The organism is Variovorax sp. V213, assembly GCF_041154455.1.
Taxonomy (GTDB): Bacteria; Pseudomonadota; Gammaproteobacteria; order Burkholderiales; family Burkholderiaceae_C; genus Variovorax.
Window position 1 is genome coordinate 2430468 of record NZ_AP028664.1, and the last position, 14012, is coordinate 2444479.

At 67.8% G+C, this 14012-nt stretch carries 12 protein-coding genes; 6 read left to right on the plus strand and 6 right to left on the minus strand.

Annotation, left to right across the window (positions count from 1 at the left end; all coding sequences use genetic code 11):
• Window positions 1-2: 2 nt before the first annotated feature.
• The 3 genes from ACAM55_RS11635 to ACAM55_RS11645 are packed head-to-tail and all read right to left on the minus strand — an operon-like array spanning window position 3 to window position 4366.
• Window positions 3-560, minus strand: coding sequence for a methylated-DNA--[protein]-cysteine S-methyltransferase (locus tag ACAM55_RS11635; protein ID WP_369656142.1), 558 nt, complete (start codon window positions 558-560; stop codon window positions 3-5).
• A 21-nt stretch (window positions 561-581) separates the two neighbouring features.
• Entirely contained in the window at window positions 582-3659 is a 3078-nt protein-coding gene (locus ACAM55_RS11640) for an FAD-binding and (Fe-S)-binding domain-containing protein (RefSeq protein WP_369656143.1), read from the minus strand.
• An 11-nt stretch (window positions 3660-3670) separates the two neighbouring features.
• Complete coding sequence (locus ACAM55_RS11645) at window positions 3671-4366, minus strand: GntR family transcriptional regulator (protein WP_369656144.1); 696 nt, start codon at window positions 4364-4366, stop codon at window positions 3671-3673.
• Window positions 4367-4486: 120 nt separating this feature from the next.
• On the opposite strand from ACAM55_RS11645, the gene ACAM55_RS11650 reads away from it, so the two are divergent.
• The 3 genes from ACAM55_RS11650 (at window position 4487) to ACAM55_RS11660 (ending at window position 7619) form a co-directional block, all read left to right on the plus strand.
• Window positions 4487-5731, plus strand: a complete 1245-nt coding sequence (locus ACAM55_RS11650; protein ID WP_369656145.1) for an alanine--glyoxylate aminotransferase family protein — start codon at window positions 4487-4489, stop codon at window positions 5729-5731.
• Between the two features lie 119 nt (window positions 5732-5850).
• Window positions 5851-6828, plus strand: a complete 978-nt coding sequence (locus ACAM55_RS11655; protein WP_369656386.1) for a Bug family tripartite tricarboxylate transporter substrate binding protein — start codon at window positions 5851-5853, stop codon at window positions 6826-6828.
• A gap of 17 nt (window positions 6829-6845) precedes the next feature.
• Window positions 6846-7619: a fumarylacetoacetate hydrolase family protein gene (locus ACAM55_RS11660; protein ID WP_369656146.1), complete on the plus strand. Its 774-nt coding sequence runs from the start codon at window positions 6846-6848 to the stop codon at window positions 7617-7619.
• Here the strand turns inward: ACAM55_RS11660 and ACAM55_RS11665 are convergent.
• On the minus strand, window positions 7568-8530 hold the full coding sequence (locus tag ACAM55_RS11665) for a LysR substrate-binding domain-containing protein (protein ID WP_369656147.1): 963 nt from the start codon (window positions 8528-8530) through the stop codon (window positions 7568-7570). The two genes, ACAM55_RS11660 and ACAM55_RS11665, sit on opposite strands and share 52 nt — an antisense overlap.
• Before the next feature lie 99 nt (window positions 8531-8629).
• On the opposite strand from ACAM55_RS11665, the gene ACAM55_RS11670 reads away from it, so the two are divergent.
• Window positions 8630-9820, plus strand: a complete 1191-nt coding sequence (locus ACAM55_RS11670; RefSeq protein ID WP_369656148.1) for an MFS transporter — start codon at window positions 8630-8632, stop codon at window positions 9818-9820.
• 36 nt (window positions 9821-9856) lie between these two features.
• Window positions 9857-10894 carry an aldo/keto reductase gene (locus ACAM55_RS11675; RefSeq protein ID WP_369656149.1) on the plus strand — a complete coding sequence of 346 codons (1038 nt, stop codon included), beginning with the start codon at window positions 9857-9859 and terminating at the stop codon, window positions 10892-10894.
• On the opposite strand, the gene ACAM55_RS11680 is transcribed toward ACAM55_RS11675, so the two are convergent.
• Window positions 10891-11850 (minus strand): LuxR C-terminal-related transcriptional regulator, encoded by a 960-nt coding sequence (locus tag ACAM55_RS11680; protein WP_369656150.1) that lies wholly within the window; start codon window positions 11848-11850, stop codon window positions 10891-10893. The genes ACAM55_RS11675 and ACAM55_RS11680 overlap by 4 nt on opposite strands.
• Before the next feature lie 254 nt (window positions 11851-12104).
• Here ACAM55_RS11680 and ACAM55_RS11685 point away from each other — a divergent pair, with 254 nt between their 5' ends.
• Window positions 12105-12980 (plus strand): helix-turn-helix domain-containing protein, encoded by an 876-nt coding sequence (locus tag ACAM55_RS11685; protein ID WP_369656151.1) that lies wholly within the window; start codon window positions 12105-12107, stop codon window positions 12978-12980.
• Window positions 12981-13000: 20 nt separating this feature from the next.
• On the opposite strand, the gene ACAM55_RS11690 is transcribed toward ACAM55_RS11685, so the two are convergent.
• Complete coding sequence (locus tag ACAM55_RS11690; RefSeq protein ID WP_369656152.1) at window positions 13001-13993, minus strand: LuxR C-terminal-related transcriptional regulator; 993 nt, start codon at window positions 13991-13993, stop codon at window positions 13001-13003.
• Between the last annotated feature and the right edge of the window lie 19 nt (window positions 13994-14012).

The window sequence follows — 14012 nt, forward strand, 5'->3', positions numbered from 1 at the left end:
TGCTAGAAAAGCGAAGCCATCCCGTTCGGCCGGGCGCCTTCGATGTCGAGCATGCGCAGTTTCGTCAGCGCGCCGCCGCCCGCCGAAAAGCCGCCGGGCTTGTTGCCCGCAGCCAGCACGCGGTGGCATGGCACCACGGGCGCAAAAGGGTTGTGGCCCATGGCCTGGCCCACCGCGCGCGACAGGCCCTTGTCGCCGAGCTCGGCCGCAATGTCGCCATAGGTGCGCGTCTGGCCGGGCGGAATGCGCCGCGCAATCGCGTAAATGCGCTGGTGGAATTCCGACACGCGGCTCATGTCGAGCACGATGTGGTTCAGGTCGTCGGACGCGCCGTTCAGCAAGCCCTGGATGGCCGCGATCGCCTGCCGTGCGCTCTCTGGCGGCGCCGACTCGGGCAGGTCCGCAAAGCGGCGGCGCATGCGGGCGCGCGTGGCGGCTTCGCCGTTGTCCTCGGGCAGTTGCACACCGATGAGCCCGCGCGGACCCCAGGCCAGCGCGCAGGTGCCTATTGCGGTTTCGAACAGCGCGAAGCCGGCCTGTGCCGTGGTTGCTGCGTTCATGGCGCCATTGTGGGCCAGCCGTCAAGCCTCCTCAGCCGCCAGGGTCGGCGGCGGAAGATGCCGCTCGAGCAGCACGGCCACGTGCACCGCCTCGCGCTGCGCGCCGTCTCCGATCTGGTGGCGGCAGCTGGTGCCGTCGGCCACCACGATGGCATCGGGCCTCGCGCGGATCGCCGGCAGCAGGCTGGCCTCGGCCATCTGCATCGAGACGTCGATGTGGCGCGCCTCGAAGCCGAAGCTCCCCGCCATGCCGCAGCAGGAGCTTTCGATCAGTTCGGGCTCCGCACCGGGAATGAGCCGCAGCACGTCCAGCACCGGATTGACGGCGCCGAAGGCCTTCTGGTGGCAATGGCCGTGCAGCAGGATTGGCGCGGTGGCGGGCGTGAGCGCGAGCTTGAAGCGGCCGGCTTTCATCTCGCGCGCAATGAACTCCTCGAACAGCAGGGCCTGCCTTGCCACGGCTTCGGCCTTCTTGCCGAAGCCCATCACCAGGGTCTCGTCGCGCAGCGTGAGCAGGCACGAGGGCTCGAGCCCGACGATGGGAACGCCGGCCTCGGCCAGGGGCCGGAGCGCATCGATCAGCGCCTCGGCGCGGCGCTTGGCCTCGCCCACCATGCCGCTGGCCAGGAAGGTGCGGCCGCAGCAGTGGTGGCCGCCGCTTTTTTCGACCGTGTGCAGCGTGTAGCCCGCAGCCTTGAGCACGCGGGCCGCCGCGAGCGCGTTCTCGCTTTCGAAGGTGCCGTTGAAGGTGTCGACAAAAAGCACCGCGGCCTTGCCGCCGTCGGCCTGCACCGACAGCACCCCCTCGCGGCTTGCGAACATGCCATGCATGTCAGCCTTGGCACGCCAGAAGGTGTCCGAGCGCCATTCGGGCAGCGACCGCCGCGCGGAAAACCCCAGCAGCTTTTCGCCCAGCCATGCCGCACCGGGCAAGGTGTTGCGCAGGTTCATGAGCCACGACACGCGGCTCGCCCTGTGCGCATAGTCGGGCATGTAGGCCACCAGCTTGTCCTTGAGCGTGTGGCCGTGGCGCTTCTTGTAATGGTCGAGAAACTCGATCTTCATCTTCGCCATGTCGACGCCGGTCGGGCAGTCGCGCTTGCAGCCCTTGCAGCCGACACACAGGTCCATGGTCTCGTGCATCTCTTCACCGGTGAAGGCATCGGCTCCGAGCTGGCCGGAGAGCGCGAGCCGCAGCGTGTTGGCGCGCCCGCGCGTGAGGTGCTGTTCGTCACGCGTCACGCGGTAGCTCGGGCACATGGTGCCGGCGTCGAACTTCCGGCAGTGGCCGTTGTTGTTGCACATCTCCACGGCCTTGGCGAGGCCTCCGGTGCTGTCGCCGCCGGTGCCCGGGGCGGTGGTTTGCTCCGTAACGGGGTCGGCATTGACGTTCCAGGCCGACCAGTCGAGCACGGGCTTGAGTTCGATGCGCCGGTAAGGCCTGGGCGCCGTGGGCGGCGCAAAACGGAACAGCGAGCCGTCGTCCATGCGCGGCGGGTCGACGATCTTGCCTGGGTTGAACAGGTTGGCCGGATCCAGCTTCTGCTTGATGGCGCGGAACGCCTCGTTGATGGCCGGCCCGAACTGCCATTCGATCCACTCGCCGCGGCACAGGCCATCGCCATGTTCGCCGCTGAAGGCGCCCTTGTACTTGCGCACCAGTGCGGCGGCCTCCTGCGCAATGGCGCGCATCTTGGCGCCGCCGTCTGCGCGCATGTCGAGAATCGGCCGCACGTGCAGCGTGCCGACCGAGGCATGTGCATACCAGGTGCCGCGGCTGCCGTACCTGGCGAACACCTCGGTCAACGCATCGGTGTATTCGGCCAGGTGCTCCAGCGGCACGGCGCAGTCTTCGATGAAACTCACCGGCTTGCCGTCGCCCTTCAGGCTCATCATGATGTTGAGGCCGGCCTTGCGCACCTCCCACAGGTTTTTCTGGCGCGCGTCATCGGGCATTTCGACCACGCTGCCGGGCAGGCCGAGATCGCCCATCAGTTCGACCAGCTGCTTCAGCTGCGGCAGCAGCGCGGCCTTGTCGGCGCCGGCAAACTCGACCAGCAGGATGGCCGCCGGCTTGCCGATCAGCGCTGTTTCCACGGTCGGCTTGAAGGCCGGGTTGGCAAGGCTCAGCTCGATCATCGTGCGGTCGACCAGTTCCACCGCCGTGGGACCGAGCTTCACGATGTGCTGCGCCGCGTCCATGGCCGAATGGAAGGTCGGAAAGTTCACGATGCCCAGCACCTTGGCACGCGGCAGCGGCGCCAGCTTGAGCGTGAGGCTCCTGGTGTAGGCCAGCGTGCCTTCGGCGCCGACCAGCAGGTGCGCGAGGTTCACGCTGCCGTCGGCGGTGTACGGCTTCTCGCTCTGGTTGTCGAAGATGTCGAGGTTGTAGCCGGCAACGCGGCGCAGCACCTTGGGCCAATTGGCGTGGATCTGCTCGCGGTGCTCCAGCGCGAGCCCGTGCACGAACTTCGCGATGCCGGCCGCGCGAGCGCCCAGCGAGGCCTGCGGACCGAACGCCACCAGTTCGCCGCTCGATAGCCAGGCGCTCGCGCCCAGCACGTTGTGCACCATGTTGCCGTAGGCGATGGAACGCGAGCCGCAGGAGTTGTTGCCCGCCATGCCGCCCAGCGTGGCCTGCGCGCTGGTCGACACATCGACCGGAAACCAGAGGCCGTGCGGCCTGAGCTGCGCGTTCAGGTGGTCGAGCACCAGGCCGGGCTCGACGGTGGCGGTGCCCTCCTCCACGTTCACGTCGAGCACGCGGCGGAAATGCTTGCTGTTGTCGATCACCAACGCGGCGCCCGTGGTCTGGCCGCACTGGCTGGTGCCGCCGCCGCGCGCGAGCACCGGCACCTTCAGGTCGCGCGCAATGTCGATGGCGGTGGCGATGTCGCTGTCATTGGTGGGCACGAAGGCGCCGACCGGCGTGATCTGGTAGATCGACGCATCGGTGGCGTAGCGCCCGCGCGAGCCGTCGTCGAACAGCACCTCGCCTTGCGTTTCCGCGCGCAGCCGCCGCGCCAGCGCCTCGCAGGTGTCGTTGGGCGGAAGAACGGTTCCGGCGGGCTGGATGTGGCTGGCGGGATCGACGCGCATGGTGTGTGGGCTCAACTCGCCTTGTGGGCTTGGGGATAGATTTCGCCGGCCTGCAGAAGCGCAAGCACGGTGTCCCGCTTGCGTATGAGGTGCGCGACCAGCACCTTGCGCATCGTCGGCGCGTCGCGCGCAGCCAGCGCCTGGATCATCTGTTCGTGCTCTTCGACCGCGTGTTTCCACTTGGCCTCGTCCTGGTTGGTGCGAAAGCGCAGCGACTGCACGCGGGCATTGATCGAGCGGTAGGTGCTGGCCAGCACCGGGTTGCCCGCGGCCTCGTTGATGGCGGTGTGGATGCGCGCATTGAGGCGGTAGTAGCCCGAGAGATCGCGCCGCGCGAAGCAGGCCATCATTTCGTAGTGCAGCGCACGCACCTCGGCCAGTTCTTCGTCGGTGATGCGCTTGGCCGCCAGTTCGCCCGACATGCCTTCGAGCATGGCCAGCACCTCGAAAGTGTCGACCACGTCAGCCTCGGTGAGCTTCACCGCCACCGCGCCGCGGTTGGGCAGCAGGTCGACCAGCCCTTCGGCCGCAAGCAGCTTGATGGCCTCGCGCAGCGGCGTGCGCGACACGCGCAGCTGAAGGCAAAGCTCCCGCTCGTTGAGCTTGGCGCCCGGCGCGATTTGCCCTTCGACCAGCATCGTGCGCAGGCGCGAAGCCACTTGGTCGTGCAGCGCGAGGCGCGAGATTTCGATGATGTCTGCAGTCATGTCCGTTCCCTTGAATGCATTTTGAATGCAAAAAACGACACCAACAACCCCTATATACAAGGGTAAACCATCATGTCCAATTCAATTTTGAATGCAAAACTGAAAGCGAAAGGACAGTCCATGCTTCAACTCGACATCCATCCCACCGGCCGCCACTTCCTGCAGATTCCCGGCCCGAGCCCGGTTCCCGACCGCATCCTGCGGGCCATGAGCCTGCCGACCATCGACCACCGCGGACCCGAGTTCGGCACGCTGGGGCTCAAGGTACTCGGCGGCATCAAGCAGATCTTCAAGACCCGTCATCCGGTCGCGATCTACCCCGCTTCCGGTACCGGCGCCTGGGAGGCCGCACTCGCCAACACGCTGAGCCCGGGCGACCACGTGCTGATGTACGAAACCGGCCACTTCGCATCGCTGTGGCAGAAAATGGCCACGCGCCTCGGCCTGTCCACCGAATTCCTCGCGTGGTCCGGCAAGGACGAGCATCTGCCCGCCGCGCCCAGCTGGCGCCGCGGTGTGCAGGCCGACCTCATCGAGGCCCGGCTGCGCAAGGACACCGAAAAGAAGATCAAGGCCGTGTGCGTGGTGCACAACGAAACCTCCACCGGCGTCACCTCGGACATCGCCTCGGTGCGCAAGGCCATCGACGCGGCGGGCCACCCGGCCCTGCTGATGGTCGACAGCATCTCGGGCCTCGCGAGCGCCGATTTACGGCACGACGAGTGGGGCGTGGACGTCACCATCAGCGGCTCGCAGAAGGGCCTGATGCTGCCGCCTGGCATCAGCTTCAACGCGCTCTCGCCGCGCGCGCTCGAAGCCTCGAAGACCGCGAAGCTGCCGCGCGCCTTCTGGGCCTGGGACGAGATCGTGGAGATGAACAAGGACGGCTACTGGCCGTACACGCCCAACACCAACCTGCTCTACGGATTGTCGGAGTCGCTCGACATGCTGCTCGGCGAAGGGCTGGACAACGTCTTTGCGCGCCACCAGCGCTGGGCGTCCGGTGTGCGCGCCGCGGTCAATGCCTGGGGCCTGCCGATCCAGTGCGCCGACCCGGCCGTGTATTCGCCCGTGCTCACCGGCGTGATCACGCCCGAAGGCGTCGATGCCGATGCGCTGCGCCGGCTCATCCACCAGCGCTTCGACCTGTCGCTGGGCACGGGCCTCGGCAAGCTCAGGGGCCGCATGTTCCGCATGGGCCACCTGGGCGACAGCAACGACCTGACGCTGGTGGCCATGGTCGCGGGCGTCGAAATGGGCATGAAACTCACGGGCATCAAGCTGGCGGGCAGCGGTGTGCAGGCGGCGATGGACCATTTCGCGAGCCACGCGGCGGCGCCTGCCAGCCTGCAGAAAGCTGCGTAGCCGCGAAACGCAATCCCACTGGCCGCAGCGCACCGCTCGAACGGGGCGGCGGCCCACCACCTTGCCGGGACCTTGCGTCCGGCACGCATCGGACCCACCACTCCATGGAGACAAAGATGATGCAGAGACGTTCGCTGATTCAAGCCGCGGGAGCCGCGGCCGCCACGCTGGGCGTGCCCAGGCTCTTCGCGCAGGAGTGGCCTTCGGGTCCGGTGCGCATCGTGGTGGGTTTTCCGCCCGGCGGGGGCACCGATGCGCTTGCGCGCGTGGTCGCGCAGAAGCTCACGACGATGTGGAACCAGCAGGTCATCGTCGAGAACAAGGCCGGCGTGGCCGGCGTGCTGGCGGCCGAATACGTTGCGCAGCAGCCCAGCGACGGCAGCACGCTGCTCATGGCGCACATCAACAGCCACGCGCTCGCGCCCAGCCTGCAGCCCAAGCTGCGCTACAGCGTGGAGCGCGACTTCGTGCCGATCGTGCTGGTGGGCGTCACGCCCAACCTGCTGATTGCCAGCCCGGCGCAAAAGGCGGTCACGGTGAAAGACATCGTGGCGGCGTGCAAGGCCTCGCCCGGCACGGTGAGCTTCGGCTCCGCGGGCGCGGGCTCGGCGCAGCACCTGGCGCTGGAGATGTTCAAGCTGCAGGCCGGCGTCGATGCGATGCATGTGCCCTACAAGGGCAGCGGCCCGCTGCTGGCCGACCTGATGGGCGGCCAGATCCAGTACAGCTTCGAGACCATGACGGCGGCCACGCCGCACGTGAAGAGCGGCCGCGTGCTGGCCGTGGCGCAAACGCGCACCAAGCGCGCCAAGGGCCACCCCAACGTGCCCACCATGCAGGAGCAGGGCTTCGCGGGCTTCGAGGCCACCACCTGGTACGGCCTTGCGGGCCCGGGCAAGCTGCCGGCGAGCATTGCCGAGAAGGTCAATCGCGACGTCAACGCGGTGCTCGCGATGCCCGACGTGCAGGAGCGCCTCGACACCTATGGCGCCGAGGACGGCGGCGGGTCGCAGGACAAGTTCAGGCAGTTCATCTCGACCGAGATCGCCAAGTGGGCCAAGGTGGTGAAGGACGGCAAGGTGCATGTCGACACCTGAATGAGAAGATCGGCCGCATGAATTATTTTCTGCCCACCGACCTTGCCGATGCGCTCGCTGAAGCGCGCCGCAGCAACCGAACCCTCGACGCCACGCCCTGGCTGGCGACGCTGCAGGATGCAGCGCAAGCCTATGAAGTGCAGGATGCCGTGGCATCCGCGCTCGGCTGGTTCGAGGCCGGCGCCGTGCCGCGCTGCTGGAAATCCGGCGGCGGATCGCGCGGCGCAACGCTCACGCATGCGCCGCTGCCCCCGGCCGGCGTGCGCACGAGCCCGGCGGAGTTCGGCGACCTGATGTTCCACACGCCCGGCATCGAGGCCGAGATTGCGCTGCGGCTCAGCAAGGACGTGACTCCCGCGCAAGCCGCCAAGCTCGACCACGGCGACGCGGCTTCGCTCGTCGATGCAATGGCCGTCTCCATCGAGATCGTCGATTCGCGCTGGCACGACCTGGCCGCCGCGCCGGCCTTGCTGCGCCTTGCCGATTCGCAGGTGCACGGCGCGCTGGCGATCGGCGAATGGCAGCCCTATGCGGCCGTCGACTGGGCTTCGCAGCGCTGCGAAACGAAGGTCGGCGATGCGGAAGCCGTGGTGCGCGAAGGCACCCATCCGCTGGCCGACCCGGCGTGGCTGCTGCCCATCTGGCTGCGCCACGTCACGCGCCATGGCCAGACCGCGCCAGCCGGCACGGTCGTCACCACCGGCTCATGGGTCGGCGTGCTGCCCTGCCGCCGCGGCGATCAGGTGACGGCGGAATTCGCCGGCATCGGCGCCGTGCGCTTGATCGTGTAGCGGCCTCCTCCCACGCCCGAGCACGCCACCAGAAAGTCGAGCACCGCGCGCACGCGGGCCGGCAAGGTGCCGGCCTTGCCGATGTAGACGGCGTGGATCGGCTCCACCTCGCCGGGGTTGAATTCTTCGAGCAGCGGCACGAGCCGTCCCGCATCAATGTCGTGCTGGATGTGATACAGCGACAGCCGCGCCACGCCCGCACCCGCGATGGCCAGCTGCCGCAGCGTTTCGCCGTCGCCCGCGCGCACCGGCCCGGCCACGGGCAGCGCGATCATTCGCCCGTCCACGCGCAACGGCCAGTCGGGCGCGCTGCGCCGGTAGCTCCAGCCCAGGCGGTTGTGCGCCTCCAGTTCCTGCGGCGTGTGCGGCGTGCCGTATTTGGCAAGGTAGTCGGGCGAGGCCACGATGGCCTGGCTGGTTTCGCCCAGGCGCCGCGCCACCAGGTCGGACGAAGGCAGCTGGCCCCATCGGATGGCGATGTCGGCGCGCTCGTCCATCAAATCGACGACGCGGTCGGTCAGCGCAATGTCGAGCGTGATCTGCGGGTGCAGCTCCAGGAGGCGTGGCACCAGCGGCACCAGCTTGTGATGCCCGAAGGACACGCTCGCATTGATGCTCACGCGCCCGCGGGGCGCGGCACCCGCGGCGGCGCAGCGCTCCGCCTCGTCCATGTCGGCCAGCACGCGCGTGCTGCGTTCGTAGAAGTGCAGGCCCTCGGGCGTGAGCTGCAGCTTGCGCGTGGAGCGGTGCACCAGCTGGATGCCCAGCCGCAGCTCGAGGCGCGCGACCAGCTTGCTGACCGCCGAAGGTGTCATGTCCAGCAGGCGCGCCGCAGCGGAAAAGCCGCCGGACTCGACCACCTGCACGAAGGCTTCCATTTCTCCGGAGCGGTTGACGTCGATGCGCGGCATGTCGGTTCCTTGCGCCTTTTATTGTGAATTCAAATCACAAGTCTATGTCCATGCGGCATTCTAGTCATCATTGGAAAGAACCCGCACAGTAGAGCCATCATGCCAATCGCTCTACTTGCCCTCACCGCCGGTGCCTTCGGAATAGGCACCACCGAATTCGTCATCATGGGCCTGCTGATGCAGGTCTCGATGGATCTCAAGGTTTCCATCACGGCGGCCGGCCTGCTGATCTCGGGCTACGCGCTCGGGGTCGCGGTCGGGGCGCCCCTGCTCACCATCGCCACCCGCAAGCTGCCGCGCAAGACCGTGCTGCTCGCACTGATGGCGATCTTCACGCTCGGCAACCTGGCCTGTGCACTCGCGCCCAACTACGAGCTGCTCATGGCCGCGCGGGTGGTCACCTCGCTCGCGCACGGCACCTTCTTCGGCGTGGGCTCGGTGGTGGCCACAAGCCTCGTGGCGCCGGAACGCCGCGCATCGGCCATCGCGATCATGTTCACCGGGCTCACCGCCGCCACGCTGCTGGGTGTGCCGGCCGGTGCATGGCTCGGTCTGCAGTACGGCTGGCGCGCCACCTTCTGGGCGGTGACGCTGATCGGCATGCTGGCTTTTGCGGTGCTCGCGCTGTTCGTGCCGCGCGTCGGGGCCGGGGCCAAGGCCGCGCCGCTGCGCGATGAGCTCGCGGTGCTCGCGCGGCCGCAGGTGCTGCTCGGCCTGGCGATGACGGTGCTCGGCTTTGCAGGCGTGTTCGTGGTGTTCACCTACATCCAGCCCCTGCTGACGCAGGTCACCGGCCTGCCCGAAACGGCCGTGTCGCCCATCCTGCTGGTGTTCGGTGGCGGCCTGGCCGTGGGCAACATTCTTGGCGGCAGACTGGCCGACAAGTCGACCATGCCCGCGGTGCTCGGGACGCTGGTGGCGCTCGCCGCCGTGCTCGGCGCGATGCAGTTCACCATCGGAACCCCGTTCACTGCCGTGGTGTTCGTCGGCCTGCTCGGCATCGCGTCTTTCGCGACCGTGGCGCCCATGCAGCTGCGTGTGCTCGAGAAAGCCTCGGGCGCAGGCCAGAACCTGGCGTCGAGCCTCAACATCGCGGCCTTCAACCTCGGCAATGCGCTCGGCGCGTGGGCCGGCGGCGTGGTCATCGACCATGGCCCGGGGCTGCGTGCACTCGGCTGGGTGGCTGCGCTGCTCACGCTCGCGGGGCTGGCCATCGCACTCTGGAGCCGCTCGCTCGACCGGCGCGAAGGCAGCGCCACGCCAGCCGATTGCGCCTCGGTGCAAGCCTGAGCCTCTTCCTCTTTCAGTGACGACAAGGACAACATCATGGAACAACGCTTTCTCGGCCGCTCCGGCTTCAAGGTCCCCGCCCTCGGCTTCGGCGCCGGCACTTTCGGCGGACAGGGCCCGCTCTTCAGCGCCTGGGGCAACACCGACGTCGAGGGCGCACGCAGCATCGTCGACCTGGCGCTGGATGCCGGCGTGACCCTGTTCGATACGGCCGACGTGTATTCGAACGGCGCTTCGGAATCGATCCTCGGTGCGGCGCTCAAGGGCCGGCGCGACAAGGCCATCATCTCGACCAAGCTGGCGCTGCGCGCCGGCGACGGGCCGAACGACGTCGGTGCCTCGCGCCACCACCTGATCGCCGCGACCGACGCCGCGCTGAAGCGCCTGGGCACCGACTACATCGACATCCTGCAGCTGCATGCCTTCGATGCGATGACGCCGGTCGAGATGGTGCTCGACACGCTGGACGACCTGGTGCGCGCAGGCAAGGTGCGGTTGATCGGCGCATCGAACTTCTCGGGCTGGCAGCTGATGAAATCGCTCGCGGCCTCCGACCGGCTCGGCCTGCAGCGCTTCGTCGCCAACCAGACCTACTACTCGCTGATCGGCCGCGACTACGAATTCGAACTGATGCCGCTGGGCATGGACCAAGGCGTGGGCGCCATCGTATGGAGCCCGCTGGGCTGGGGCCGGCTGACCGGCAAGGTGCGCCGCGGCCAGCCGCTGCCCGCCGGAAGCCGGCTGCATGAAACCGCCGGCTTCGCGCCGCCCGTGGACGACGAGCGCCTGTACCGCGTGATCGATGCCATGGACCAGGTGGCCGAGGAAACCGGCAAGACGCTGCCGCAGATCGCGCTCAACTGGCTGCTGCAGCGGCCCACCGTGTCGAGCGTACTCATCGGCGCGCGCAACGAAGAGCAGCTCCGGCAGAACCTGGGCGCGCTCGGCTGGCAGCTCAGCGCGGACCAGATCAAGCGGCTCGATGCGGCGAGCGCCGTGACGCCGCCCTACCCTTACTACCCGTACTGGAACGGGCAGTTCGCCGAGCGCAGTCCGGTGGCAGTGCTGCCTTAGCTCTCGTTCAGAACCCCAAAGTCGCTGTCCCCCTGCTGCACCGCGTTGACCAGTTGCACGCGGTTGCGCGCGGCAAAGCGGCGGCGCAGTTGGCGCATGTGGTAGTCCACGGTGTGGGCCGACATGTCGAGGCGGTTGGCGATCTCCTTGTCGCTGCGCCCCTGCAGCAGGTGCTGGAGGATGTACTGCTGCGTGGGCGAGATCTCGATGCGCGCCGCCGCGCTCGCTTCGCTCGGCATGCGCGAATGGCGCAGCAGGTACTCGTGAACGCTCAAGCCCAGCGTCAAGGCCTGGCCGACGACCTCGTCGGTGATCCAGCGGCGGCCCGGCTCGCTCGACTGCAGGCTGATGACGGTGTACTGGTTCACTTGCGTCGGCAACGCGAGGCGGAACATCAACCCGCTGCGAATGCCGCTGGCGCGCAGGTCGTCGACAAAGCGCTGCCGCCGTCCCTCCGCGTCCTCGGTCACAGATGTGGCTGCGGACAATGGCGCGGCCTCGATCTGCTCGACGTCCCACACCAGCGGGAGACTGGAAGCCGGTACGCCCGGCTGCCGCAAATCAGTTTCGTAGAGGCGATGCGAAAAGTAGCGCTGCGTCCACTCGGGGTTTGCGTGCGCGGTGAAGAAGCTCAAGGGCCACCAGCGGCCACGCAGGAAAGTGATCGTGCCGTAGCCAAGCCAATCGAAGCCCAGCGCATTCAACATCGCCTGGACAAGATCGCGGCACTCCTTGGTGCCTGAAGCATTCAGCAGATCGCCGACGATGCCCGGCACGCCGTCCGCACGCAGGTCTGCCGATTGCGGCAGATAGAGCTGTTCCTCCGAATAGAGCTGTGGAAAGGGGCCGTCGAGCGGCAGCTCGGCCAGATCGCCCGGCGGCGGCGCCGGGTCGGGGTCGCGCGCTTCCGACAGCAATGCCGCCGCGGCGGGTTGCAACAAAGTACCAAGAATCATGAGAGGCCTGATGGAAGTGCCGCATGCGCCGGTGGACGCTGCGGGCTTGGAGCCAAACTACCAAAGGGCGGTTATGCCGCCTTGTAAATTCTTAGCTTCGAGCACACTCGCGAGGGCGAAGACGAGCCTTGGCACCCCTCACCGAACCACAACTGAATACCTTCGCATGAACATCCGCGAAAGCAAGGCATGCACTGGCACGTCGATTGCTTTTTCTCAACACAACCACGACGTCCGAGGAGCCCTGCTTTTCGATGGAACTCCTGGCTTCCCACTATTGGCGAGACGCTGACCTCACGGGTCTTCAGTTGACTGCCAACACGCTGCTGCATCGCGAGATCCGGCCACACAGGCACGTCGGGTACACGCTCTCGGTGTCGGACACCGAACTCCACGTGCGCACCGGCACCCGCGTGACGATCGTGCCGCCGGGAACGCTGCTGCGCGTTGCGCCGCAGGTCTGGCATGCCGTGCAGGCGCGCAGCGCGCCGTGGCGCGAGGACGCGATGTACTGCAGCTGCGCCGTTGCGCGCTGCATCAGCGCGGCGCACGAGAGCACCCCGCTGGCCCGCGTGGAAGACGATGCCGGCGTCTCGGTTTTTCTCGATCCCTCCGAAGCTTCCGGATTCATGGAATGCCATCGCCTGCTGCGCGAGCCCACGGGCGCCGGCAACGACGACGACAGCGCAGCGGGGCGCGCCCTGCTGCGCCAACGCCTTGCCCGCTGGATTCCGTTGCGGGCACAGCCCACGCGCGTTGTCGACAGCGGCGACGAACGCATGAACAGGCTGTATGAACTGATCGCGTCCGGCTTTCATCAGCGCATGACGCTCGACAACCTGGCCGACGCGGCGGGCCTGCACCCGGTGCACGTGCAGCGGCGCTTCAAAGGCGCCATGGGATTCACGCCGCACGAGATGCTGGTGGGCCACCGCATCGAGTACGCGCGCGACCTCATCGCCGGCGGCGCCCGCGTCACCTATGCGGCGCATGCCGCCGGTTTCACCGATCAAAGCCATTTGCACAAGACCTTTCTGGGCACCTATGCGGTGTTGCCCGGGGACTACCGCAGGCTTTCGGCGCTCGATGCGCTGCAGCCGGCATCGGCCCGCAACGGCATCGCCGGCTAGGGACGCCGAGGACGAGACCGCTAGGGCTGCCAGTCCGCCGCTGCGCTCACCAGCTGCACCCTGTTGCGCACGCCGAAGCGACGCCGGAGCTGGCGCATGTGATAGTCCACCGCATGGCTCGACAAGCCCAGCGCGTAGGCAATTTCCTTGTCGCCGAGTCCCCGCAGCAAGGCTTCGAGAATCGATTGCTGCGTCGGCGAAATCGGCGATTTCGCGTGCAGCGGCTCGTCCTGCTCCCGCGCCGCAACGGGCTTGCGCACGTGGCGCGACACGTGCTCGTGCACGCTCAATCCGAGCACGAGCGCGCGGCCCACGGCAGGGCCGAGAATCCAGCGGCGCCCGGGCGTGCCCGACATCAGGTTGATGAAGGTGTACTCATGCATTTGCCCCGGCGTGGCCAGGCGGAAAGAAATACCGCTGCGGATGCCGCTGGCTTCCAGCTCGTCCAGCAGCATGCGTTGCCGCGCGGCGATGTCCCGGGCTTCGGCCTCGGGCCGCAAGGGTTGCCTGCATTGCGATTGGGCCAGCGACTCCAGGTCCCACACCAGCGGAAGGCCGGATACCGGCGCATCGTGCGGGCGCATATCCACCTCGTGGTAGCGCTGCGAGAAGTAGCGGCGTGCCCAGGTCTCGTGGGCATAGCTCGTGAGAAAGCTCAGCGGTCGCAGGACACCGCGCTGATCTTCGATCGTTCCGTAGCCGAGCCATTCGAAGCCGATCGATCGCAGGCGGTCCTTCATGAGCGCCTGGCGCGCCGCGTGATCGGGCGCGGCACTCAACTGAGCGACCAGGCCGGTGGCGAGGCGCTGGCGATGACCCGCAGGCGGCATCGACGGCTTGTCGTCCGCATAGAAAAGCGGGAGCGCGCCCGCCGCATCGCCGCGGCGCGCAAGGGACAGGGCCGCCCCCCTTGGAGCCGCGGCCGGTGGCACGGCACCGCGGCGCTGCGCGAACAGCGAAGGACGGATCATCGCCGCTGGGGCGGGGCGGATCCGGGTCGCGAATGCGTTCATTGCGCCCAGTCTAGAAGTG